Annotated in this window: 21 protein-coding genes and 1 pseudogene; 5 read left to right on the forward strand and 17 right to left on the reverse strand. The window is 67.7% G+C overall.

The window, feature by feature from the left end; genetic code table 11:
- Positions 1–12: 12 nt before the first annotated feature.
- Entirely contained in the window at positions 13–1,896 is a 1,884-nt protein-coding gene (locus ACZZ93_RS04000) for a chorismate-binding protein (RefSeq protein WP_463510508.1), read from the forward strand.
- A gap of 43 nt (positions 1,897–1,939) precedes the next feature.
- Here the strand turns inward: ACZZ93_RS04000 and ACZZ93_RS04005 are convergent, their stop codons facing one another.
- Complete coding sequence (locus tag ACZZ93_RS04005) at positions 1,940–3,256, reverse strand: M50 family metallopeptidase (RefSeq protein ID WP_150115054.1); 1,317 nt, start codon at positions 3,254–3,256, stop codon at positions 1,940–1,942.
- 81 nt (positions 3,257–3,337) lie between these two features.
- Here ACZZ93_RS04005 and ACZZ93_RS04010 point away from each other — a divergent pair, with 81 nt between their 5' ends.
- Both ACZZ93_RS04010 and ACZZ93_RS04015 read left to right on the forward strand, forming a co-directional pair.
- On the forward strand, positions 3,338–4,693 hold the full coding sequence (locus tag ACZZ93_RS04010; protein WP_463510509.1) for a YcnI family copper-binding membrane protein: 1,356 nt from the start codon (positions 3,338–3,340) through the stop codon (positions 4,691–4,693).
- Positions 4,694–4,782: 89 nt separating this feature from the next.
- Positions 4,783–6,405, forward strand: a complete 1,623-nt coding sequence (locus tag ACZZ93_RS04015) for a Mur ligase family protein (RefSeq protein ID WP_463510510.1) — start codon at positions 4,783–4,785, stop codon at positions 6,403–6,405.
- An 84-nt stretch (positions 6,406–6,489) separates the two neighbouring features.
- On the opposite strand, the gene dxr is transcribed toward ACZZ93_RS04015, so the two are convergent.
- Positions 6,490–7,572, reverse strand: coding sequence for a 1-deoxy-D-xylulose-5-phosphate reductoisomerase (gene dxr, locus ACZZ93_RS04020; RefSeq protein ID WP_072591117.1), 1,083 nt, complete (start codon positions 7,570–7,572; stop codon positions 6,490–6,492).
- A 36-nt stretch (positions 7,573–7,608) separates the two neighbouring features.
- Complete coding sequence (locus ACZZ93_RS04025; RefSeq protein WP_056278410.1) at positions 7,609–8,598, reverse strand: FKBP-type peptidyl-prolyl cis-trans isomerase; 990 nt, start codon at positions 8,596–8,598, stop codon at positions 7,609–7,611.
- A gap of 123 nt (positions 8,599–8,721) precedes the next feature.
- Between ACZZ93_RS04025 and ACZZ93_RS04030 the strand changes: the two genes are divergently transcribed.
- Positions 8,722–9,501, forward strand: coding sequence for a lysophospholipid acyltransferase family protein (locus tag ACZZ93_RS04030; RefSeq protein ID WP_187249494.1), 780 nt, complete (start codon positions 8,722–8,724; stop codon positions 9,499–9,501).
- A gap of 12 nt (positions 9,502–9,513) precedes the next feature.
- On the opposite strand, the gene ACZZ93_RS04035 is transcribed toward ACZZ93_RS04030, so the two are convergent.
- Positions 9,514–10,008: an OsmC family protein gene (locus ACZZ93_RS04035; RefSeq protein ID WP_187249493.1), complete on the reverse strand. Its 495-nt coding sequence runs from the start codon at positions 10,006–10,008 to the stop codon at positions 9,514–9,516.
- Positions 10,009–10,099: 91 nt separating this feature from the next.
- Here ACZZ93_RS04035 and ACZZ93_RS04040 point away from each other — a divergent pair, with 91 nt between their 5' ends.
- Entirely contained in the window at positions 10,100–11,095 is a 996-nt protein-coding gene (locus ACZZ93_RS04040) for an asparaginase (RefSeq protein ID WP_400340866.1), read from the forward strand.
- 19 nt (positions 11,096–11,114) lie between these two features.
- On the opposite strand, the gene ACZZ93_RS04045 is transcribed toward ACZZ93_RS04040, so the two are convergent.
- From ACZZ93_RS04045 to atpB, 13 genes and pseudogenes are all read right to left on the reverse strand, one after another.
- On the reverse strand, positions 11,115–11,438 hold the full coding sequence (locus ACZZ93_RS04045; protein WP_463510511.1) for a hypothetical protein: 324 nt from the start codon (positions 11,436–11,438) through the stop codon (positions 11,115–11,117).
- Positions 11,387–13,888 carry an FtsK/SpoIIIE domain-containing protein gene (locus tag ACZZ93_RS04050; RefSeq protein WP_463510512.1) on the reverse strand — a complete coding sequence of 834 codons (2,502 nt, stop codon included), beginning with the start codon at positions 13,886–13,888 and terminating at the stop codon, positions 11,387–11,389. The genes ACZZ93_RS04045 and ACZZ93_RS04050 overlap by 52 nt, the downstream gene beginning before the upstream one ends.
- Before the next feature lie 57 nt (positions 13,889–13,945).
- The gene (locus ACZZ93_RS04055) at positions 13,946–14,764 is read right to left on the reverse strand and encodes a PP2C family protein-serine/threonine phosphatase (RefSeq protein WP_463510513.1); all 819 of its coding nucleotides are present in this window, start codon (positions 14,762–14,764) and stop codon (positions 13,946–13,948) included.
- A gap of 242 nt (positions 14,765–15,006) precedes the next feature.
- Positions 15,007–15,786 carry a large exoprotein gene (locus ACZZ93_RS04060; RefSeq protein ID WP_463510514.1) on the reverse strand — a complete coding sequence of 260 codons (780 nt, stop codon included), beginning with the start codon at positions 15,784–15,786 and terminating at the stop codon, positions 15,007–15,009.
- 118 nt (positions 15,787–15,904) lie between these two features.
- Positions 15,905–16,650: pseudogene (locus ACZZ93_RS04065) on the reverse strand (YaaA family protein).
- Positions 16,651–16,722: 72 nt separating this feature from the next.
- Complete coding sequence (locus tag ACZZ93_RS04070) at positions 16,723–16,983, reverse strand: F0F1 ATP synthase subunit epsilon (RefSeq protein WP_053095764.1); 261 nt, start codon at positions 16,981–16,983, stop codon at positions 16,723–16,725.
- Between the two features lie 2 nt (positions 16,984–16,985).
- Positions 16,986–18,440, reverse strand: a complete 1,455-nt coding sequence (atpD, locus tag ACZZ93_RS04075) for a F0F1 ATP synthase subunit beta (RefSeq protein WP_053095763.1) — start codon at positions 18,438–18,440, stop codon at positions 16,986–16,988.
- Positions 18,441–18,463: 23 nt separating this feature from the next.
- A complete protein-coding gene (locus tag ACZZ93_RS04080) occupies positions 18,464–19,363 on the reverse strand; it encodes a F0F1 ATP synthase subunit gamma (RefSeq protein WP_053095762.1) in 900 nt (299 codons plus the stop codon).
- 20 nt (positions 19,364–19,383) lie between these two features.
- Entirely contained in the window at positions 19,384–21,024 is a 1,641-nt protein-coding gene (gene atpA / locus ACZZ93_RS04085; protein ID WP_053095761.1) for a F0F1 ATP synthase subunit alpha, read from the reverse strand.
- Between the two features lie 47 nt (positions 21,025–21,071).
- Positions 21,072–21,860: a F0F1 ATP synthase subunit delta gene (locus tag ACZZ93_RS04090; RefSeq protein ID WP_053095760.1), complete on the reverse strand. Its 789-nt coding sequence runs from the start codon at positions 21,858–21,860 to the stop codon at positions 21,072–21,074.
- Entirely contained in the window at positions 21,860–22,414 is a 555-nt protein-coding gene (locus tag ACZZ93_RS04095) for a F0F1 ATP synthase subunit B (protein ID WP_053095759.1), read from the reverse strand. The genes ACZZ93_RS04090 and ACZZ93_RS04095 overlap by 1 nt, the downstream gene beginning before the upstream one ends.
- Positions 22,415–22,441: 27 nt before the next feature.
- Complete coding sequence (gene atpE, locus ACZZ93_RS04100; RefSeq protein ID WP_042541851.1) at positions 22,442–22,678, reverse strand: ATP synthase F0 subunit C; 237 nt, start codon at positions 22,676–22,678, stop codon at positions 22,442–22,444.
- 43 nt (positions 22,679–22,721) lie between these two features.
- Positions 22,722–23,504 carry a F0F1 ATP synthase subunit A gene (gene atpB / locus ACZZ93_RS04105; RefSeq protein ID WP_053095758.1) on the reverse strand — a complete coding sequence of 261 codons (783 nt, stop codon included), beginning with the start codon at positions 23,502–23,504 and terminating at the stop codon, positions 22,722–22,724.
- Between the last annotated feature and the right edge of the window lie 84 nt (positions 23,505–23,588).

A 23,588-nucleotide genomic window follows, 5' to 3' on the forward strand; every position in this document is an offset into this window, starting at 1 on the left:
CAGGAGACACCGATGACCCTCTCACGTCTTGCCGAGCTCACCGCAGATCCCACGGCCTCGTTCGTGCTGATCGCCCGCGACGGCGCCGACACCGTCGAGCTGCTCACAGGCGAGGTCGTCGACGTCGACCTGCTCGCCGACATCCCGCTCACGATCGAGGGCACCCCCCGCGAGATCTTCGCCATGGTGCCGTACCGCCAGGTGCGCGAGCGCGGGTTCGTCGCCCAAGACGACGGCGCGCCGCTGCGATGCATCGTGGTCGACGAGCATCTGCATCTCCCGGCTTCCGAACTGGTCGCCGAACTCCCTTCCGCCCCTGTCCCCCTTCGTGACGGCGGCTTCGACATCGCCGACGACGACTACGCCCAGATCGTCGAGACCGTGATCGCCGACGAGATCGGACGGGGCGAGGGCGCGAACTTCGTGATCCGCCGCGACTTCACCGCCGAGATCGACGTCGACGACCGTACCGCGGCCCTCACCTGGTTCCGCGCCCTGCTCACGCACGAACGCGGCGCCTACTGGACCTTCGCGGTCGTCACGCCCGGACACATCGCCGTCGGCGCGAGCCCCGAGGCGCATGTCGTCGCGCGGGGCGGCGTCGTCACCATGAACCCGATCTCGGGCACCTTCCGCCACCCGGCCGGCGGAGCGACTCGGGACACCCTGGTGGACTTCCTCTCGTCGACCAAGGAGACCGAGGAGCTCTTCATGGTCGTGGACGAGGAGCTCAAGATGATGAGCGCCGTCTGCTCCGACGGCGGGCGCATCACCGGACCGCATCTGAAGGAGATGTCCCGCCTCACCCACACGGAGTACATGCTCCGCGGGCGCAGCACGCTCGACCCGCGGGACATCCTGCGCGAGACGATGTTCGCGCCGACGGTGACGGGCTCGCCGATGCAGAACGCATGCGCGGTGATCCGCCGGCACGAGAAGAAGCCCCGCGGATACTACTCGGGCGTCGCCGCATTGTTCACTCCGAATGTCGACGGCGGTCACGACCTCGACGCCCCGATCCTCATCCGAACCGTGTATCTGCAGAACGGATCGCTCAGCGTTCCGGTGGGTGCGACCCTGGTTCGGCACTCGGATCCCCACGGCGAGGTGTCCGAGACGCATGGCAAGGCCGCTGGAGTGCTCGGCGCGATCGGAGCGATCGACCGAGACCGCGTCGCCGAAGCCCGCGACGACGCGGACGCCCCGGGTCGGCCGCAGACGCTTGCCGACGACCCCGCGGTCTCGAAGCTCCTCTCGTCCCGCAATGCGCGGCTCGCGGACTTCTGGTTGAATCCGCAGGGCGACGACCTGAGCGGTCCTTTCGCCGGGCGATCGGCGATCGTCGTCGATGCAGAGGATCGTTTCACCACGATGCTGGCGCATCAGCTGCGCCACCTGGGACTCGACGTCGCGATCCGCGCCTGGAGCGACGCCGACGACGCGGAGCTCGATGCAGCCGACCTCGTTGTCGCGGGTCCGGGCCCCGGCGATCCCCGTGACGTCGAGAGCGACCGCATCACTCGACTGCGTGAGGTCGTGTCCCGACGTGTCGACGCCGAGGCGCCACTGCTCGCGGTGTGCCTGAGCCACCAGATCCTCAGTGATCGCTTCGGCATCGAACTGACACCCCTCGCGGCGCCGCACCAGGGGCTGCAGAAGGCGGTGCCCGTGTTCGGCGAGAACGCCTCGATCGGCTTCTACAACACCTTCACCGCCAGGGTTGCTCCGGGCACGACGTCGATCGGCTCGGTCGAGGTGTCGGCAGACCCGGAATCAGGCGACGTCTATGCGCTTCGCGGCGACCGCTTCGCGTCAGTGCAGGGGCACCTGGAATCGATCCTGTCCCGCGACGGCATCCGCACTCTCGAGCGCCTGGTCACGCACGCGCTCAGCTGATCCTCCACCGGGCGCAGTCCGGTGGATCGGCCGCACCGGCCGCTCAACCTCCAAAGAGCTTCACGGGGTTGAACACGTCGGCGAGGAGCAGCACGGCCCCCATCGCGATGAGAAGCGTGGCGACGACGACCGTGAGCGGCACGAGCCTGGTCGCGTCGACGGGCGCGGGCGGCGGACGACGGAACAGCTTCGCCCAGGCGCGCCTGATGCCGTCCCACAGGGCGACCACGACATGACCGCCGTCGAGCGGCAGGAGCGGAATCAGGTTGAACACGAACAGGGCCACGTTCAGGGAGCCGAGAAGTCCGAGAAGCACGGAGAACCGATTGAGGACCGGCGCATCGGTCGCCGCGACCTCACCGGCGATGCGTCCGACCCCGACGACGCTCAGGGGTCCATTCGGGTCCCGCTCCGAACCGGTGACCAGTGAGACGCCCACGTCCCAGATCCGAACGGGAAGGGTGACGATCATCGACCCCACGCGGGCGACGGTGTCCGCGGCCATCTGGGGGCCGGCGGAGAGCGGCTGCGGCACGAAGCCCATCTGAGCGGCCATACCCACGTAGCCGACCTCTCGCACGACGGGTTGCCCGTCGTCGTCGAGGACGGGCTGCCCACTCGCATCCGTGATGGTGCGCTCAGCTTCGATAGGCGTGATGCTGAGCGTCTCCTCGGCACCGTCCCGCAGCACCACCATCTCCAGGGTCTCGCCCGGCGCCGCCTGCACGATGGCCGTCGCCTGAGCGAACGTCGACACCGGCTGCCCGTCCACGGACACGAGGACGTCGCCCGGCAGGATCCCGGCTTCTGCCGCGGGCGTGGCCGGATCGTCCGGCGTGCATTCGGTCGCCGATGAGCCGGCGGGGAGCACGCACTCGTTCACCGAAGCGATCGTCGTGGTTCCCTGCTGGACGCCGATCCCGGAGACGAGGACGGTGAAGATCACGACCGCGAGGATCAGATTCATCAGCGGACCGCCGAGCATCACGATGACCCGCTTCCACACGGGAAGCCGGTAGAAGACGCGGTCCTCCGCGCCCTCGGCGATCGTCTCGTCATTCGCCGTCCGTGCGTCCTGGACGAGAGCGCTGAACACGCCTTTCGCGGGCCCCGATGCGGCGGAAGCCGGGTACATCCCCGACATCGAGATGAACCCACCGAGCGGCAGCAGCTTGAACCCGTACTCGGTCTCGCCGATTCGCTTGGACCAGATCCTCGGACCGAAGCCGATCATGTACTGGCCGACGCGCACGCCGAACAGCTTGGCCGGCAGGAGATGTCCGACCTCGTGCAGACCGATCGACAGACCGAGGCCGATCAGCATGAACACGATTCCGGCCAGATAGAGCAGTGCTTCCACTCCCCAAGCTAGTGCTCGACGCCTAGGAATACGCCCCGAGAGCTGCACGGGGCGACCGCGTCGCACGGTTAGGCTTGTCCCGTGACCTCCCGCCAGCTGCGACTTCTGCGCGCAGCGACGGCATCCGGTGCTGCGACTCTCGTCGCCGCCGCATCGCACACCACCGCTGGCGGGGCCGCGCCGCATCCGCTCCTCGTGGTCGCCGTGGCGATCCTCCTGGTCCCGCTCGCCGCGCTGCTCATCGGCGTAGGGATGTCTCGCGCGCGGATCGCTCTGACGGTGCTGATCAGCCAGGGGCTCTTCCACCTGGTGTTCCAGCTGCTCGGCACGCCGACCGGAACGGCGGCACCGGCGGGACATCAGCACCACCTCGATCTCGCAGCTCTGGGCCCGGTGGTCGCGACGACCGCCCCCGACTCCCTCATGCTCATCGGCCACGTCGTCGCGGCGATCCTCACCACTGCGCTGCTGTGCCACGGCGAATCGTCGGTGCGGGCCATCGCCGGATGGGTGCGGGCTCGCCTTCGTCACGCGGTCGCCGTGTTCCGCCCTCTGTCCGAGCCCCCGCGCTCCCCGTACTCTCGATCCGGCTGCCGGATCAGGACCTTCTCGCTGCGTCGGTCTCCCGCCGCGGGCCTCCCGCACTCGTCTGATCTCGCATCGCCTCCCCGAGGCGTTTCCCCTTCCCGCGGACGACGCGCACACCGACGCGCCCGCAGATCAGCACACAGGAGTACCACCATGCGTTCCACCAACACCCGCACCACCCGTCGCAACGTCACCGCAGGCCTCATCGGGGGTGCCATCCTCGCACTCGCCATCCCCGCCATGGCCAGCGCGCACGTCAGCGTCAGCCCCGACGAGCTGACTGCAGGAGACCACGGTGTTCTGACCTTCTCGTTCGCGCACGGCTGCGAGAACTCTCCGACCACCTCGCTGAAGGTCACGATGCCGGAGGGGCTCGCGTCGGTCGCGCCCACCATGGACAGCGACTGGACGATCGACATCGAGAAGGGCGACGACGGACTCGTCAGCGCCGTGACGTACACCGCCGTCACACCGGTGCCCAACGAGCTGCGCGGAGCGGTCAGCATGGCGGTCGGCCTCGACGAGAACACACCCGCTTCCCTCGCTTTCCCCGTGATCCAGACCTGCGTCGAAGGCAGCACCGAATGGACCCAGCTCGCGGAGGACGGCGAGGACCCGCACAGCCTCGACGCGCCCGCTCCCGTGGTCGAGGTGACCGCGGCCGCTGCCGACGGGCACGGCGAGCATGACTCTGCCGAAGATGCCGGAGATGCAGACTCCGCCGGTGCGGACGCGGCCGACGATGCGGGATCCGCGAATGCGGTCGGCACGGCGCTGGGCGCAGGCGGCCTCGTCGCCGGCATCGCCGCGCTCGTGGTCTCGGTACTGGCGTACCGCCGCGCGGCGTGACGCGCCGGCACGTCTCCCCGATCGCATACGGCCGGGGAGACGTGCCGCACCCGGTCATCGCGCCGCGGGCGTGAGATCATGAAAGGGACATGTCGATTGAACAACAACCGAGCCTGCCTCCCGTGCTCCGCCCCGCGAACCCGCCCCGGCGTCAGCTGTCCGAACTCGCCTCTCGATTCGCACGAGACGTCCGTGGCGAGGTGACCGGTGTCACCCTGTCCGGCATCACCCTGGCCACCGCCGATCTCCGCCCCGGCGAGGCGTTCGTCGCGATCCGAGGCGTGAACCGCCACGGTGCCGATTTCGCGGTCACCGCCGCGGAGAAGGGCGCTGTCGCGATCATCACGGATGAGGACGGCGCCGAGATCGCCGAACCCGCGGGCCTGCCCGTGCTCGTGGTGGACGACCCGCGCGCAGTCCTCGGCGCCCTCAGCGCCTGGGTCTACGGCACCGGCGCAGGCGAGCCGCTCCCGCTGCTGTTCGCGACGACCGGGACGAACGGCAAGACGAGTGTCTCGCACCTCCTCGAGGGCATCCTCGACCAGCTCGGCGTCGTCACCGGACTCTCATCGACCGCCGAACGACACATCGCCGGCGAGGTGATCGTGTCGAGACTCACCACTCCTGAGGCATCCGAGATGCACGCGCTCCTCGCCTTGATGCGCGAGCGCGATGTCGAAGCCGTGGCCGTCGAGGTCAGCGCGCAGGCGCTCTCACGTCATCGCGTCGACGGCATCCGCTTCGACGTCGCCGGCTTCACAAACCTCAGCCATGACCACCTCGACGACTACGCCGACATGGAGGAGTACTTCGAGGCGAAGCTGCCGCTCTTCCGTCCGGATCGAGCGACCCGCGCAGTGGTATGCCTCGATTCCCCGTCGGGCGCCACGGTCGTTCAGCGCTCGGAGATCCCCGTGGTCACCGTCGGCACGCCCTCCATCGCCGCCGACCCCGATGCCGCGGCCCGTGCCGACTGGGTCGTCGTGATCGACGACGAACGCGCGTCCGGTACCACGTTCACTCTCACCGGCCCGGCAGGCAGGCTCACGACGACGGTTCCCGTGATCGGTCCGCACATGGCCGCGAACGCAGCACTCGCCATCGTGATGCTGCTCGAGGGCGGCTACGCCTGGGATCGAATCGCCACGGCACTCGATCGCGACGGTGGCATTCTGGCGCACCTTCCCGGTCGCACCCAGCTCGTCTCCGGCGACTCCGGCCCGGTCGTCTTCGTCGACTTCGGGCACTCCCCCGACGCGTTCGAGAAGACGCTCGCCGCGGTCCGCCGTGTCACACCGGGCAAGGTGCTGATGCTCTTCGGCGCCGATGGCGACCGCGATGCCAGCAAGCGCTACGACATGGCGCGCACGGCCGTCGAGGGCAGCGACATCCTCGTCGTCACGGACCACCACCCCCGTTTCGAAGACCCTGACTCGATCAGAGCCACTCTCGTGGCCGGCGCACGCGCCGCGCGCCCGGACGCGCAGATCCATGAGTACTCGCCTCCCGAGACGGCCATCGTGGCGGCCGTGGGCCTGGTCGGCGAAGGCGACTCGATCCTGTGGGCGGGACCCGGCCACCAGGACTATCGCGACATCCGGGGCGTTCGCACGCCGTACTCGGCCCGCGAGCTGGCGCGTCGTGCCCTCCGAGCAGCCGGATGGCCCGTGCCCGATTCGCACTGGCCGGTCCCCTACCCGGACGAGGACTGAACCGGGCGCGGATGCCGTCGACGACCGCATCCGCGCCCGGGTCGACCGCGCGGCCTGGGCGGAATACCGCCCAGAACCGTTCAGTCAGGCTCGAGCGATGAGCTGGTCGGCTTTGCGGCGCGCCCACTCCTCGGCATCCGCCAGCGACTCGACCGTCAGCGTCTGCGGGGGCTCGTGGGAGTCGACGACCCGAGAGATCGTGTCGACGATCCCGAGGAACGGCAGACGACCCTCGTGGAAGGCATCGACGGCCTGCTCGTTGGCCGCGTTGTAGACCGCAGGGAAAGTGGCAGCCGCACGGCCGACGGACTTCGCGAGATCAACCGCCGGGAACGCGACGTTGTCGAGCGGCTCGAAGGTCCAGGAGGTCGCCTGAGTCCAGTCGAGCGGGCGACCGACGCCGCCCACACGGCTCGGCCAGTCGAGACCCAGCGAGATCGGCAGACGCATGTCGGGCGGGGACGCCTGAGCGATCGTCGAGCCGTCGATGAATTCGACCATCGAATGCACGATGGACTGCGGGTGCACCACGACCTCGATGTCGTCGTAGGCGACATCGAACAGCAGGTGCGCCTCGATCACCTCGAGTCCCTTGTTCACGAGCGTCGCGGAGTTCGTCGTGACCATCCGGCCCATGTCCCAGGTGGGGTGCGCGAGCGCTTCCTGCGGCGCGACATCGAGCATCTGATCACGCGAACGGCCGCGGAACGGACCACCGGATGCCGTCACGACCAGGCGTCGCACCTCGGCGTGCGTGCCGCTTCGCAGCGCCTGGGCGAGCGCCGAGTGCTCGGAGTCGACCGGGACGATCTGGTCAGGGGCAGCTGCTGCGCGCACCAACTCGCCTCCGACGACGAGGGACTCCTTATTCGCGAGAGCGAGCGTTCTCCCGGCCTTCAGCGCCGCGAGAGTGGCGCCGAGTCCGATCGATCCGGTGATCGCGTTGAGAACGACGTCAGCCTCGACGTCACGCACGAGCTGCTCGGCCTCGGTCGCGCCGAGCGCGATGTTCTCGACCCCGAAAGCGGCAGCCTGCTCTGCGAGCATCTCGGCATTCGTTCCGGCCGCGAGCCCGACGAGTTCGAAGCGACGTGGATTCGCCCGGATGACGTCGAGCGCCTGTGTGCCGATGGAGCCGGTGGAGCCGAGGACGATGATGCGACGCATGCCGCCAGCCTATGGCAAGCCCTCGACGCCTCCGTCTTACTGGGCCTGTTCGATCGGCGTGGTCGCGAGGATGTCGACGACGAAGACCAGGGTCTCGCCGGTCAGATCGGTGTCGTTGATCTCGCCCTCGCCATAGCCATCCTTCGGAGGCATGGTGACGATGACCTGCGAACCGACCTTCTGGCCCTCGAGTGCCATCTTGAAGCCCGTCACGACACCGCTGGTCTGGAACTGCGAGGGAGCTGCATCCCGGCTCCAGCTGGAGTCGAACTCCGAGCCGTCCGACCACTTCACACCGCGGTACTGCACAGTGACCAGGTCGCCTGCGCCGACGACGGCGCCGTCGCCCTGCTTGAGGACGGCCACCTCCGTCTCGGCGGGAGCATCGGAGTCCGGGAGCGTGATCGTCGGCGAGCCCTCGTCGTCGAGCTTCACGGTCGGCATGCCTTCGGTCGCGTCGACATCAGAGCCGGATGCGGTCGTAGGAAGCTGTTCGATCGTCTCGACGTAGAGGACGCTCGGGTTCATGCCCTCCTGCGCGGCGGGGAGCGTCAGCACGACACTCGAACCGATCGGGAGGCACTCGGCCGCCACCGTGAACACCGTGGACTGCGTCGGGTCGACGATCTGCTGAGGCTGCTGCACCGCGAGCAGGGCTGACAGAACCCCGTCGGGGCCCCGCTCCGAGGTGCTGAGCACCTCGTTGGTGGTGGCGTCGATGAGCTGGTAGCGCAGAGACACGAGATCGCCGGGCATGACGTCATCGCCGTCACCCTCGACGACGACCGAGCGCTCGGCCTCCGCGAGGTCGGTGCCCGCCGGCACCGTGACCTTGGCGTCTGCCCCGGATCCCTCGACGGTCACGGCATCGGAGCCGGCGCCCGACGCGATGTCCGCCAGGCAGGAGGTCTCGGCGGCAGGGTCAGGAGTGCTCGTGGACTCGGGGTCCGAGCCTCCGGCGCACCCGGCCAGCAGAAGGGTCGCCGCGGCGACGGTGGACAGGACGATAAGCGGACGCTTGCGCACAGTGGAACCTCAGGATCGCGGGCGGGACACCCCATCATCCCCCATACCCCTTTGCCGATGCTGGGAGACTCGCTCCGGCGCTTCATTCCCACTGGGGCATGATCGCCGGGGTAATCTGCTCTGATGACGTCAGAGCAGTCCGTGGAGCCCGAAACTTCGCCCGCAGAGACTGAGAAGCCTCGACACGCCGGCTTCGCCTATGCGCTCGGTCGCAGCCTCATCACACCCCTCGCGCGCACGATATACCGGCCCCGCATCGAAGGCAGGGAGAACGTCCCGAAGGACGGCCCGGTCATCTTCGCGAGCAACCACCTGTCGTTCATCGACTCGATCGCGATCCCGGTCGCCGCACCGAGGCCCGTGCACTTCCTCGCGAAGTCCACGTATTTCGAGGGCCCTGGATTCAAGGGCTGGCTCAGCAAGACGTTCTTCGAGTCCATCGGGGCGATCTCGGTCCGCCGTGGCGCGGGGAAGGCCGCCCTCGACGCACTCGACGTGCAGCGTCAGCTTCTCGAGGAGGGCCTCGCTGTCGCCCTCTATCCGGAGGGCACGCGCTCGACGGACGGACGCCTCTACAAGGGACGCACCGGCGTGGCGTTCCTCGCCCTGCAGACCGGTGCGCCGGTCGTGCCGGTCGGCCTCGTCGGCACGGACAAGGTGATGCCCGTCGGCGCCAAGATGCCGACCCTCAAGGAGCGCATCACCGTGCGCTTCGGCGAACCTCTCGACCTCTCGCCCCACGGACCCGCCACGAGCGGGCGCGCCCGCAGACTCGCGACGGACGAGATCATGGCCGCGATCCATGCCCTGTCCGGGCAGGAACTGGCGGACGCCTACAACGAGGCTCCCGCGCAGGGCACCATCGAGAAGATCAAGCAGGCGCTGCCCCACGAGCGCCGCTGACGCCGCCGCCGCTCAGCTCTGCTCGGCGCGGACCGAGGCTTCGTGCCGCACGGGGAAGTTCATCGAATTCGCGATGAAGCACCATGCGTTCGCCTGGGCATGGGCACGTTCGGCCGCCTCTATCATCGAGGCGTCCGCGACGACGACCTCGGGCCGCAGCATCACCTCGACGAACGCGCCGCCGCCGCGCCCGTCCTCTCGCATCATGCCGGAGGCCGTATCGCGGTAGGAGACGACGACGACGCCAGCCGTCACGCACGCGTGCAGATACGAGAGCAGATGGCACTGCGACAGGGAGGCGAGGAGCAGATCCTCAGGGTTCCACCGGGACGGATCGCCACGGAACGGCTTATCGGCTGAGGCCAGGATGTCGGGCTTGCCGTCGACCTCGAGCGTGACATCGCGTCGATACTCGCGGTAGCCGCTGGTGCCGGTGCCAGAATTTCCGGTCCAGGTCGAGGTGAGTGAGTAACGGTGCTCGCCGAGCGGCGCGAGTCGATCTGCCATATCGACAGTCTGCCACTCGGCTCTGCCCGACGATGTGCCGGACGATGTGCCGGTGGCACGGTCGACGCCCATCCGACGATATCCTGGGGAGGTGCTGGAGACTCTCACCGTTCAAGATGCCGTGGAACTCGCCGTCGTCGAACGCAGCGGGTTCATCGAGTCCCGCCACGCGGGGGCGGCGGTGGTCCTCTCCCCCGACGGCGACATCGTCGCTCGATACGGCAACGCCGACGCCCTGATACTTCCGCGCTCGAGCCTCAAGCCGCTGCAGGCCGTGGCGTGCATCACCGCGGGTGCCGCTCTCGAGGACGAGCAGCTCGCCATGTCGACCGCGAGCCACAGCGGCACGGATCGTCATGCCTCCGTGGTTCGCGACGTGCTCACCGAGGGCGGTCTCACCGAGGACCACCTGGGCTGCCCGCCGGCGTGGCCGGGCGACACCGCCGCTCGCGACGAGCTCGTGCGCGAACACGGCGCACAGACACGTATCCGCATGAACTGCTCAGGCAAGCACGCGGCCATGCTCCGTGCCTGCGTCGCGACGGGCTGGCCGACCGACAGCTACCTGGACCCGGCGCATCCGCTTCAGCTGCACATCCGCGACGTGATCGAGCGGCTCACCGGCGAGAAGGTCGCTCACACGGCCATCGACGGCTGCGGCGCCCCGGTATACGCGATCACGCTGACGGGCCTCGCCCGATCGATCCACCGGATCGGCACCGCCTCGGACCGCTCGCCCTTCGCCCTGCACCGGGTGGCCGGCTCGCTGGTGCGTGCGGTGCGTGAGCACCCGTGGACGATCGACGGCCCGGGGCGCCCGGACACCATCGCGATCGAGACGCTCGGCGTGTTCGCGAAGGGCGGTGCCGAAGGGATCATGGTCATGGTCGCCCCCAACGGCACGACCGTCGCGCTGAAGATGCTCGACGGCGGGGCGCGCGCGTCGACCATCGTGGCGGCGACTCTGCTGGCGCGCGCAGGTGGGCTCACCGATTCGGACGTGGCGACACTCGCCGCCGCGCTGCCTCTCGAGGTGCTCGGCGGTGGGGCGACGGTCGGAGCCGTTCGTCCCGGCAGTGCCATCTGACCAGGAGACGACACGCTTCTCATCGCCGGGGCGCGAGTGCCGGGATCACGATTCGTCGGGGCCCCGAGTCGCCGACCAGCGACCAGGCCCGGCCCGCATGCGGTCGCGAATACGGCGGGAGCTTTCGCACACCGGCGAGCTGCCGCAGCTCCGCGGCATTCTCGGCTCGGATGAGCACTTCGCCCTCTCGACGCACCCGCTGCCACAGCGTCCAACTGCGCTGCCACGCGTCTGCATCGCCGAGCAGGACGGTGGGACGCGTGGGTGCCTGAGCATCGCGCGGTTCGCCGCTCAGAGTGACGACGTCGCAGTCGGGATACGCAGCCGCCACTGACTCCGCCACCGCAGACACCCCCGGCGTGATGAGCGCCGTGAGGGCACGCCGCGGAGCCCAGCCGTCACTTTCCCGTTCCCGATATCGAGAGGTGCCACTGGATGAACCCGACGACCGCAGTCGCTCCTCGGGGACCCAGACCAGTTGGATCTCCCGATCCCCCATCCGCATCCGTCCCGGACCGCGCTGCGGATCGAAACCTGCGGAGTCCCCACCCGCAGCAAGGTGATCGACCCGACTCGGCATCCTGAGCAGCCCACGACGCGGCAGAGCATCGAGAAGCCGCCCGACAGGCCCCGATGCTCTCGTCGCCGTGATCGCGATCGTGGCTCCGGCCCCGTTGCGGAGGATCTGCTCCCAGAGCTGCGCCAGCTGTTGGCCGTACTCGACGGGCAGCTCGCCGATCCGGACGTCGATGTCGTCGCACAGCACGAGCCCTCCGCGCGGAACTCCCCTTCCGCCAGAGCCACGACGGCGTCCCACGAATGCTCTGGATCGGTCGGTATCCAGAGTGGATGCCCATGCTGCTTGGCGAGCGCACGCAAGGCCGAGCTGCGCCCCGACTCGGGTCCTCCGAGGAAGGCGATTCCTCGATCGGATCCGATCGACAGGCGCTGGAGTGGCTGCTCCTGACGTTCCGGATCGTCGCCTCGGCCCAGGATGACGTCGCCGTCCTTGCGTGCCTCAGCGTGAAACTCCTCGAGAGGAAGCATCCGCGGCAGCACCGGCAGCCACGGGCTGCCCGGAACGTCGGCGTCAGCCCATCTCAGCGCGATCGCCCTGAGATCGGCGACGCCGGTCAAAGCCACTCGCATCGCGATCGGCACAGCGTCCTGCGGGCGCCGAACCAGAGCCAAGCCCCTCGACTCGACGCCGCCCGGGAGCTCAGCCGCGTCGTCGGCACCGATGACGGCCCGACTGTCAGCGGCGTCCGCAACACGCAGGCTCACTCTCAGCGGACAGTTCGCCGCCAACGCATCGCGGATCACGCCGGACGCGCGCTGCGTCCCGAGGACCAGGTGCATGCCCAGCGCCCTTCCCCGAGCGGCGATGTCCGTGAACACAGCCCCGAGGTCCGGATGATCCTGGAGCAGCGCGGCGAACTCGTCGACCACGATGACCAGCCTCGCCATGCCGACCTCACGGACGTCTCGTGCGCCGGCCTCGGCGAGGACCGACTCGCGGCGCCGCAGCTCGGCGGTCAGGCTGGAGACGCCCCTCCGCGCCCCCTCCTCATCGAGGTCCGTGATCACTGCAGCCACCTGCGGGAGCATCCGAAGCGGTTCGAAGGCTGTGCCGCCTTTGAAATCGGCGAGGACGAATGTCACTCGATCGGGTCCATGGCGGCTCGCCATGGCCGTCACCCACGAGACCAGCAGCTCGCTCTTGCCCGTTCCGGTCGTGCCGGTCACGATGGCGTGCGGCCCGTCATCGACGATGTCGAGGAGTATGTCCTCGCGCTCACCACGGCCGACTGCGGCCGGGAGACCGACGAGCGATTCCGGCTGCAGCAGGTCGCTGAGCGCCACCGACGCGGGGACAGAATCGAGTTCCTCTCCCTCTCCTGTGCGACTAACCCCGATCGCGATCGTCTGATCCCGGGACATGCACTCGACGTCGACCTCGACGATCCCCTGCGCCGTGCGGACGCGCGCCCGGTGCGGCTCGGTGATGTCGATGACGGTCGCGATCCCCTCCGGAACATCGTCATCCCGATCCAGCAGCCAGATCACGGCGTCGGCCGTCGGCCGAGGATCAACGCCCTGCACCACGGCCACCCGGAACGAGCCGCGCCGCGCGGCGTGGGCCTGCGGGAACCCCGCGAGCCCCAGCTCTTCAAGACGGCAGCCGACGATGGACATCTGGGCGGTGCCGAATCTGAGACACAGCTGCACCGCGAGCGCTCTCGTCGCGGCGGCGACGAGAGGATACGAGCCGCGCAGTCCGATTCCACCGCTGAGGGGCACCGTCACCGGCACCCGCTCGACCCTCGCGCATCGCATCCGGAAGTCCCGTTCGCGCTCCCCATCCCCGCCTGAAGCGCGCACGCCGCTGTCGCCGGTACCGCTGCCGACGACGACCTGAGTGGCGGCGTCGGGTGGATCGAGGCCGCGCAGAGGCGGCTGCGCCAGGCCTGCCGCAGCGTCGGGATATCGATGCCACCGCAACTGACGCTCATCATCGTGAAGCTGCGTCAACTGTGCTTCGACGAGCGACCACGCAGCCTCGCTGTCGGTCGCAGCCACCCGCGACGCCCTGCGTCGGGATCGCGACCCGTCGATCAGCGAAGCGATGATCATCAGGGGACCCAGAACCGCGAAGCACAGAGAGAACAGCGACCCGGTGACGAGCCAGAGCACCACTCCAGCGGCCACGGGGACGAGTGCCGCGACGAACGGTGTCGGAGGCCTACGAGCCGGTGCGGGGGCGGCAGGGATCGCGATCGGCAGAGAGTCCATGCAGCCAGTGGACCGCACACGCGGGCCTCAGAATCAGCCCTCCACAGGAAAAGGACGTCAGGCGGAGGACTCGCCCGTTGTGGAGGAGGACTCGTCCGGCGCCGAGGACGACTCGTCCGCGATCTGCACGATGACGAGCGTCACGTTGTCGCGACCGCCGTTCTCGAGTGCCGCAGCGAGCATCGCATCGACGGCGGCCGCCGGATCGGCGTTCTCGCGGAGGAAATGCTGGATGCCGTAGTCGGTCAGCTCCTTCGTGAGTCCGTCAGAGCAGATCACGAAACGATCTCCCGGGCGCACATCGAGCGTGACGTAGTCGGGAGCGGTGAGCTCGCTCGCCCCGACCGCTCGTGTGATCACATTGCTGTACGGATGACCTTCGGCCTCTTCGGGGCTGATCTTGCCTGCCGCGATGAGTTCCTGCACGACCGAGTGGTCGGTGGTGATCTGAACCAGGCGGTCGTCCCTGAGGAGGTACACGCGCGAGTCGCCGATGTTGAGCGACGTCCAATGCGGCTCGTCGCCCTCGAACTCGAGGAAGACTCCGGTGAGCGTCGTCCCTGTACCCTCGTCTGTGGTCTCCGGATGGTCGGCGATGTCGGCCACCGCCATCTCCAACGCACCCTCGATGGCGCCGCGATCGACCGCGCCGGCAGCGACCACGGCGTCGAGCCGCTTCACCGTGCTGCGGCTCGCGATCTCGCCGCCCGCATGGCCACCCATGCCATCCGCGACGATGAAGAGCGGATAGTCCGCGAAGAACGCGTCCTGGTTCGTCTCACGTCGCCGACCCACGTCGGTGACGCCTGCCCAGGAAAGGAGCAGCTGACGCTGCGCAACCGTGACGCGGCGCGTCTTCGTCGTCGTTTCAGCCACTCGTCGCCTCCGGATTTCCTGCGGTTCGGGCTACCCCAGGACACTCACATATCGTAGTGGACGCCGCGACGGCCGCACGCGCACCCCCGGCCATCACGCGGAGTCCTGCGGCGCCGACTCTGGGCTGCGACATGAGCATGCCTCCACGTTATCGTCTTCCACCGTTGCTCTTCACCACGCCGCGAGCGCCCCATACAGCACAGAGCCCCCGACCGAAGTCGAGGGCTCTGTGCGGTATGCGATCAGGCCGGAGGCTGCGTGGGATCCGTGGGCGGAACCTGCGGAGCGGCCGGAGGCGCTGCGGGCGGAGCCGGCGGTGCCGTGGGCGGTGCCGTGGGCGGCGTCGACGGAGCGGCCGGCGGAGCACCGGTGGTCGACGGGGCCGCGGGCGGAGCGTAACCGGGCTGGGCGGGCGGAGCGTAGCCGGGCTGCGCGGGCGGTGCGTATCCCTGCGGCGCGGGCGGCGCGTAGCCCTGCTGAGGAGCGCCGTAGCCCTGCGGAGCGCCGTAGCCGGGACCGGCTGCCGGACGCGCCTGCACAGGAACGCCATCCCAGACGGTGGAATCGGCGAGGAAGCTGTTTCCTGCCCACGGTGCGGGAACGATGTTCGGGTTCCAGCGCGACTTGTCGAACGCGTTGATGCCGTACCAGACGATCGAGAGCAGAACGAACAGGACCACCCAGACGGCATCCTTCTGCAGCTTCAGTCCGACCCGCCATGCGGCCAGAGCGAGCGCCACAGCGAGAGCGATGCCGGTCAGGAAGTTGAGGTACGGAATGAACGAGAGACCGATGCCGATGAGGACGACCCACGGCGAGATGTCACCCAGCTTCGCGAAGATCATCGTGTTGTACACCGGCACCCACGCGCGCCACTTGCCCTGGACGCCAGCCTTTTCGAAGATCTTCATGAGGAAGATCGACGAGATCACATAGAACGCCAGCGCGAAGAGCAGACTGATCAAGAAGACGACGAACAGACCGGCGATAGCCGCCCCGTTGTCGTAATAGTCGTTGTACATGATCCCCTCCGGATCCGATGGAGCGGACGCTGTGCGCGCCGCGAGACCCACCATATCGGTGTGCTGATATTCGGGGCAACGACACACGCGGAGACAGCGCACTGCCCGTCATGCACCGTCATTCCGCGACGACGAGCTCCTCGACACCGCGGTCGTCGGTCGGTCGAAGGACGAGACCCCTGCTCGCCACCCATGTCCGAAGCGTGCGAAGCGACCGAACTCGCGGGCGGTCCTCCGCCAGCGCGCGCACGAGAAGACCCTTGGACTTCTTGTTGAAGTGATTGAGAGCCCGTCCGTGCTCGGTGACGACCCGCACATAAGCGGAGGGCACGGAGTCCGGCACGGGACCGAGCGCGACGTAGGCCTCACTGCGCAGATCGAGAATGAAGTCGGGGTCCTCCCCGCTATGGCCGTCGTGGTCGCGTCTGCCCAGTGCCTGCGCAGCGCAGCCAGGCCCGGCAATGAGGTCCCGGCAGCGAGCCGGTACGGCGGAATGAGATCGAGCGCTCCGATCGGCCCCAGCGGCGCCGAGTGGATCCAGACGTGCGAACCGAGCCAGCGGCGAGACGCGGGGTCGAGACTGCCCGCATCGAGAGCGTCATACAGAACGCCCGTGTAACGGTCGACCGCCGGCATCGTCGCGGCCGAGCGCAGAATCCGATTGTGCTCGACATCGCCTGCCTGCTTGGGGCTCAGCTTCAGCACTCTGCGCGCTGCTTGTTCGTCGTGCGCCAGATCGATGAGCGCATCGATCACCGCTCGGCGCTCGGCGACCAGCCCGGGGAGCGCCAGCGAGCTCTCGTCGAGAGGCGCATCGCGTCCTCCGGGTCGCTTGGTCTCCGACGGGGGCAGCAGAATCTTCATGAGACCTCGGGATACAGACGCGTCCGCCCCGACCCACTGAGGGCCGAGGCGGACGCGAAGAACTGGGACTGATCAGGCGATGAGAGCCGCGTTGCCTGCCACGATCGTCAGGACGTCGCTCTCCATCGAGAGGAATCCGTCCTGCGCGTTGGCGAGCACCTTGGTGCCATCCGTCTGCGTGATCCGGACCTCGCCCTGGGCGAGGATCGCCAGGACCGGCTCGTGGCCGGCCATGAATCCGATCTCACCCTCGACGGTCTTGGCGACCACGAGGCTCGCCTCTCCCGTCCAGACCTCCGCATCCGCGGAGACGAGGCTGACATGCAATGCCATGATCAGCCGTTCTCCTTCTGGATCTTCGCCCACTGCTCTTCGACATCGGAGATGCCACCGACGTTGAAGAAGGCCTGCTCGGCGACGTGGTCGAAGTCACCGCGGGCGATCGCATCGAACGACTCGATGGTCTCCTTGAGCGGGACGGTCGAACCCTCGACACCCGTGAACTTCTTGGCCATGTAGGTGTTCTGCGAGAGGAACTGCTGGATACGACGTGCACGAGACACGACGATCTTGTCCTCTTCGGAGAGCTCGTCGACACCGAGGATGGCGATGATCTCCTGCAGTTCCTTGTTCTTCTGGAGGATCTGCTTGACCGTGGTGGCGACGCGGTAGTGGTCCTCGCCCAAGTAGCGGGGGTCCATGATGCGCGACGTCGAGGTCAGCGGGTCGATGGCCGGGTACAGACCCTTCGACGCGATCTCACGCGAGAGCTCCGTGGTGGCGTCGAGGTGGGCGAACGTGGTCGCCGGTGCCGGGTCGGTGTAGTCATCGGCGGGCACGTAGATCGCCTGCAGCGAGGTGATCGAGTGGCCACGGGTCGACGTGATGCGCTCCTGCAGGAGGCCCATCTCGTCGGCGAGGTTCGGCTGGTAACCCACGGCGGAGGGCATGCGGCCCAGCAGCGTGGAGACCTCGGAACCGGCCTGCGTGAAGCGGAAGATGTTGTCGATGAAGAGCAGCACGTCCTGCTTCTGCACGTCACGGAAGTACTCCGCCATCGTCAGAGCCGAGAGGGCGACGCGCAGACGCGTTCCCGGCGGCTCGTCCATCTGGCCGAAGACGAGGGCCGTCTTGTCGAAGACACCCGCCTCTTCCATCTCGTGGATGAGGTCGTTGCCCTCACGGGTGCGCTCACCGACACCGGCGAACACCGAGACTCCACCGTGGTCCTGCGCGACGCGCTGGATCATCTCCTGGATGAGGACGGTCTTGCCGACACCGGCTCCACCGAACAGACCGATCTTTCCACCCAGCACGTACGGCGTGAGGAGGTCGATCGACTTGATGCCGGTCTCGAACATCGTGGTCTTCGACTCGAGCTGGTCGAAGTTGGGAGCCTTGCGGTGGATCGGCCAGCGCTCGGTGACCTCGATGGTCTCGCCGGGCTCGAGGTTCAGGACCTCGCCGATCACGTTGAAGACCTTGCCCTTGGTGACGTCGCCGACCGGGACCGAGATGGCCTCGCCCGTGTCGCGGACTTCCTGGCCGCGGACGATGCCGTCGGTGGGCTTCAGCGCGATGGCGCGAACGAGGTCGTCGCCGAGGTGCTGAGCGACCTCGAGGGTGATCTCCGTGGACTCCTCGCCGATGACGATGGTGGTCTTCAGAGCGTTGTAGATGTCGGGGATCGAGTCGTGCGGGAACTCGATGTCGACAACCGGACCGTTGACGCGCGCGACGCGCCCGACGACCGCGGTCGCCGGCTGGTCAGCCGTAGCGGTGGGGGTCATTTCTTCGTCTCTTTCCTGATGGTCTATTTGCTCGACGAGAGGGCGTCGGCGCCGCCGACGATCTCCGCGATCTGCTGCGTGATCTCCGCCTGACGCGCGTTGTTGCGCAGACGGGTGTAGTCGGTGATGAGCTTGTCGGCGTTGTCGCTGGCCGACTTCATCGCCTTCTGCGTGGCGGCCTGCTTGGCGGCAGACGACTGCAGGAGAGCGTTGAAGACGCGGCTCTGGATGTACACCGGCAGGATCGCGTCGAGGACTGTCTCGGCATCCGGCTCGAACTCGTACAGCGGGTAGACGGCGCTGCCCGCTTCCGAGTCATCGGCTTCCGCGATCTCCAGCGGGAGCAGTCGCACGGATTCCGGCGACTGCGTCATCATGCTGACGAAGCGGTTGTACACGAGGTGGATCTCGTCGACGCCACCCTCGTCCGCACCGCGCGAGAAGTCCTCGAGCAGCGTGGCCGAGATCTCCTCCGCCGTGTGGAACGACGGGGTGTCGGTGTCGCCCGTCCACTCCGCAGCAGCCGCGATGCGGCGGAACTGGAAGTAGCCGACGGCCTTGCGTCCGACGAGGTAGAACACCGGCTCCTTGCCCTGCCCCCGCAGGAGCTCAGCCACCTCGAGACCCTCACGGAGGATCTGCGAGTTGAAGGCTCCGGCGAGACCGCGGTCCGACGAGAAGATCACGACCGCAGAGCGGCGGATCGTCTCGGGCTCGCGGGTGAGCGGGTGGTCGACGTTCGAGTGCGTCGCGACGGCGGACACGGCCCTCGTCACGGCCCGCGCGAAGGGGCTGGACGCTTTGACGCGTGCCATCGCCTTCTGGATGCGCGAAGCCGCGATGAGTTCCATCGCCTTCGTGATCTTCTTGGTCGTCTGAGCAGAAGAGATCTTCTGCTTGTAGACCCTGAGTTGAGCGCCCATGAAATCAGTTCCTCACGCGATTACGCGCGACGACCCTTGACGATCTTCTCCTGGTTGACGTCCTCAGCCTCGGCTGCAGCGTGCTCCTCGTGACCCGGGGCGCCGATCGCCTGCCCCTTGCCACCCTGGAACTCCAGAAGGAAAGCGTCGGTGTGCTTGTCGAGCTCGGCGACGGTGTCGTCATCGAGGACGTTGGTCTCGCGCAGGGTCTCGAGCACCTTCGTGTTGCGACGCAGGTAGTCGAGCAGCTCGCGCTCGAAGCGAAGCACGTCCGAGACCTCGAGGGTGTCGAGCTTGCCCTTCGTTCCGGCCCAGATCGAGACGACCTGCTCCTCGACGGGGTACGGCGAGTACTGAGGCTGCTTGAGCAGCTCCGTCAGGCGCGCTCCGCGGGAGAGCTGACGACGCGAAGCCGCGTCGAGGTCGGATGCGAACATCGCGAACGCCTCGAGCGAGCGGTACTGCGCGAGCTCCAGCTTCAACGTTCCGGAGACCTTCTTGATCGACTTGACCTGAGCGTCACCGCCGACTCGCGACACCGAGATACCCACGTCGACCGCCGGACGCTGGTTGGCGTTGAAGAGGTCGGACTGGAGGAAGATCTGGCCGTCGGTGATCGAGATCACGTTGGTCGGAATGTATGCCGAGACGTCGTTCGCCTTGGTCTCGATGATCGGGAGACCGGTCATCGAACCTGCGCCGAGCTCGTCGGACAGCTTCGCGCAACGCTCGAGCAGACGCGAGTGCAGGTAGAAGACGTCACCCGGGTAAGCCTCGCGGCCCGGCGGACGACGCAGGAGAAGCGACACCGCACGGTAGGCCTCAGCCTGCTTCGACAGGTCGTCGAAGATGATGAGGACGTGCTTGCCGCCGTACATCCAGTGCTGGCCGATGGCCGAACCGGTGTAGGGGGCGAGGTACTTGAAACCGGCGGGGTCGGATGCCGGAGCCGCCACGATGGTGGTGTACTCCAGAGCGCCGGCCTCTTCGAGCGCGCCCTTCACCGAAGCGATGGTCGAGCCCTTCTGACCGATGGCGACGTAGATGCAGCGCACCTGCTTGTTGACGTCGCCCGACTCCCAGTTGGCCTTCTGGTTGATGATCGTGTCGATCGCGATGGCCGTCTTGCCGGTCTGGCGGTCACCGATGATCAGCTGACGCTGACCGCGGCCGACGGGGATCATGGCGTCGATGGCCTTGATGCCGGTCTGCATCGGCTCGTGCACCGACTTGCGCTGCATGACACCCGGTGCCTGCAGCTCGAGCTCGCGAACGCCTTCGGTGGCGATGGAGCCGAGGCCGTCGATCGGGTTACCCAGCGGGTCGACGACGCGACCGAGGTAGCCGTCGCCGACGGGAACCGAGAGGACCTCACCCGTGCGGGTGACTTCCTGGCCGGCCTCGACGCCGGTGAAGTCGCCGAGCACGACGACACCGATCTGGTGCTCGTCGAGGTTGAGCGCGAGACCCTTGGTGCCGTCCGCGAAGGTGACGAGTTCGTTCGCCATCACCCCGGGCAGTCCCTCGACATGCGCGATGCCGTCGGCTGCGTCGATGACGGTGCCGACCTCGGTCGCCGCGGCCCCAGTGGGCTCGTATGCTGCGGCGAAGTCCTTCAGCGCGTCACGGATGACGTCGGGGCTGATCGATAGTTCTGCCATTGTCTTCCCTTTGTATCTGGGTGCGCGGTTCCCCGCGCGAAGTCGTGTTAGCCGGCGAGCTTCTGGCGAAGATCGGCGAGACGGGCGGAGATACTGCCGTCGATGACGTCATCGGCGATCTGCACGCGCAGGCCTCCGACGACAGAGGGGTCGTTGACCTCGTTGAGCGAGATCTTGCCGTCGTAACGACGCGAGAGAGCGTCGCTGAGACGGGTGCGCTGTGCGTCGGTGAGCGGTGTGGCGCTGTGCACCGTCGCGACCACACGGTCGCCCTGGTCGGCGACGACCCGCGTCGCACGGGTGAGCATCTGCCGAACGCGACGGTCACGAGGCTGGCGCACCAGCGACGAGACGATCACGGCGGTCGCGTCGCTGACGCCCCCGGCGAGAAGCCTGTCGACGAGCGCGCCCTTGGCGTCCTCGCCCCCGAGACGGCTTCCGAGCGCGAGCTCGAGCTCCGCGTTCGCGGCGATCACCCGGGTGAAGCCGAAGAGCTCTCCCCCGATGTCAGCCTGCGGTTCGGCGATCGCGGCAGCCCTGATCGCGAGTTCCTCGACGCCGTCCACGAGCTGGGAAGCCGATGACCAGCGCTCGGCGACGACCGTCTTCAGGACGGTCTGCGCGTTCTGCGAGAACCCGCCGAACACCGCGGCGACGACGTTCTGTCGCGCCACGACCGGAGCCGACGGGTCAGCGAGCGCGCCGCTCAAATGAGACGACTCCGCCACGGCGCGTGCGGCTGCGAACAGCTCCCGCGCCGTGTCGAGAGTGACGTCCGTCGCTGCGGCAAGCGTCTGAGTGGATGCCGCGAGTGCCTGAGTGGTCGCGCTGCCCATTACTGAGCCGCCTTCTCGGATGCTTCGAGGTCGGCGAGGAAGCGGTCGACGACCGCGGTCGCACGTGCATCGTCGGAGAGCGTCTCGCCGACCACGCCACCGGCGAGGTCGATCGCGAGCGAGCCGACCTCGCTGCGCAGCGAGACGAGAGCGGTCTGCCGCTCGGCCTCGATCTGCGTGTGCGCGGTCGCGGTGATGCGAGCTGCTTCGCTCGACGCGGCCTCCTTGGCCTCGGCGACGATCTTCTTGCCGTCCTCACGGGCGGCTTCGCGGATCTCACCGGCCTCGGTGCGTGCCTCGGCGAGCTGACGGGTGTACTCCTCGAGCGCGGCCTCAGCCTGCTTCTGTGCTTCGTCCGCCTTGGCGATGTTGCCCTCGATGGCGGCGGACCGCTTGTCGAGCATTGCCGTGAACTTCGGAAGGGCGACCTTCCACACGACGATGAGGATGACGAGGAACCACAGACCCGACCAGATGATGTCGTACCACGCAGGGATCAGAGGGTTGGGTGTTTCACCCTCTGCTGCGAGGTTCGTGACAAGAGCGTTCAGCATCCTGTCTCCTTCAGAAGTCGGTTCGGATTACGGGAAGGGGATGAATCCGACGGCGATGCCGACGAATGCAAGCGCCTCGGTGAAGGCGATACCGATCCACATGAGGACCTGCAGGCGGCCGGCCAGCTCGGGCTGACGAGCGACACCCTCGATGGTCTTGCCGACGACGATACCCACGCCGATGGCCGGACCGATCGCTGCGAGGCCGTAGCCGACCGATGCGAGGTGACCGTTGATGTCTGCGAGAACCGTAGTAGCGTCCACGGGTTTTTCCTTTCGTTGGGTGGGACGGCAGTTGCCGACCCGCTCAGTGCTCTTCTGCGACCGCGAGCTGGATGTAGACCGCGGTGAGGACGGTGAAGACGTATGCCTGGAGAACGGCGACCAGGATCTCGAAGAGAGTGAAGGCGCCGCCGAAGGCGAGGGTTCCGACACCGAGAGCGGCCCAGCCGCCACCTGCGGTGAAGAAGAAGAACTGGGTGGCTGCGAAGCACAGCACCAGGAGCATGTGGCCGACCACCATGTTCATCAGGAGTCGGAGCATCAGCGTGACGGGCCGGATGATGAACGTCGAGAGGAACTCGATCGGCGTCACGATGATGTAGACCGGCCACGGAACGCCGGCCGGGAACAGCGCGTTCTTGAAGAAGCCCAGCGGGCTCTTCTTGATACCCGCGTAGATGAAGGTGATGTAGCTCACCAGCGCGAGCGTCAGCGGCACGGCCGCGATGCTCGTGCCTGCGATGTTCAGGAACGGGATGATTCCCGTGATGTTCATGAACAGCACCATGAAGAAGATGGTGGTGAGGATCGGCAGGAATCGGTTGCCGTCCTTGCGTCCGAGCAGATCGTGCGCGATATTGGTGCGGACGAAGTCCAGCCCCATCTCGACGACGCTCTGGAAGCGTCCGGGGACGATCTTCATACGGCGGGTTCCGAGGACGAGGATCAGCACGACGGCGACCACGGCGAGGAACTGCACGAGGTGGATTCGGTGCACGGGGATACCCGCGACTTCGAAGAGGATCTCCGGGAAGAACTCGTCGATCGAAGGTCCGTGGAACTCGCCGTCAGAGGCGAGTTTGGGCATCAGGGTCGCAGCAAGATTGAACAGCGCGGGCTCCAGCTTCGGGGCACCGGTCAGAACCGGGGCGACGATGGTCGGTGTGCTTCA

Source organism: Microbacterium sp. AC026 (assembly GCF_979258475.1).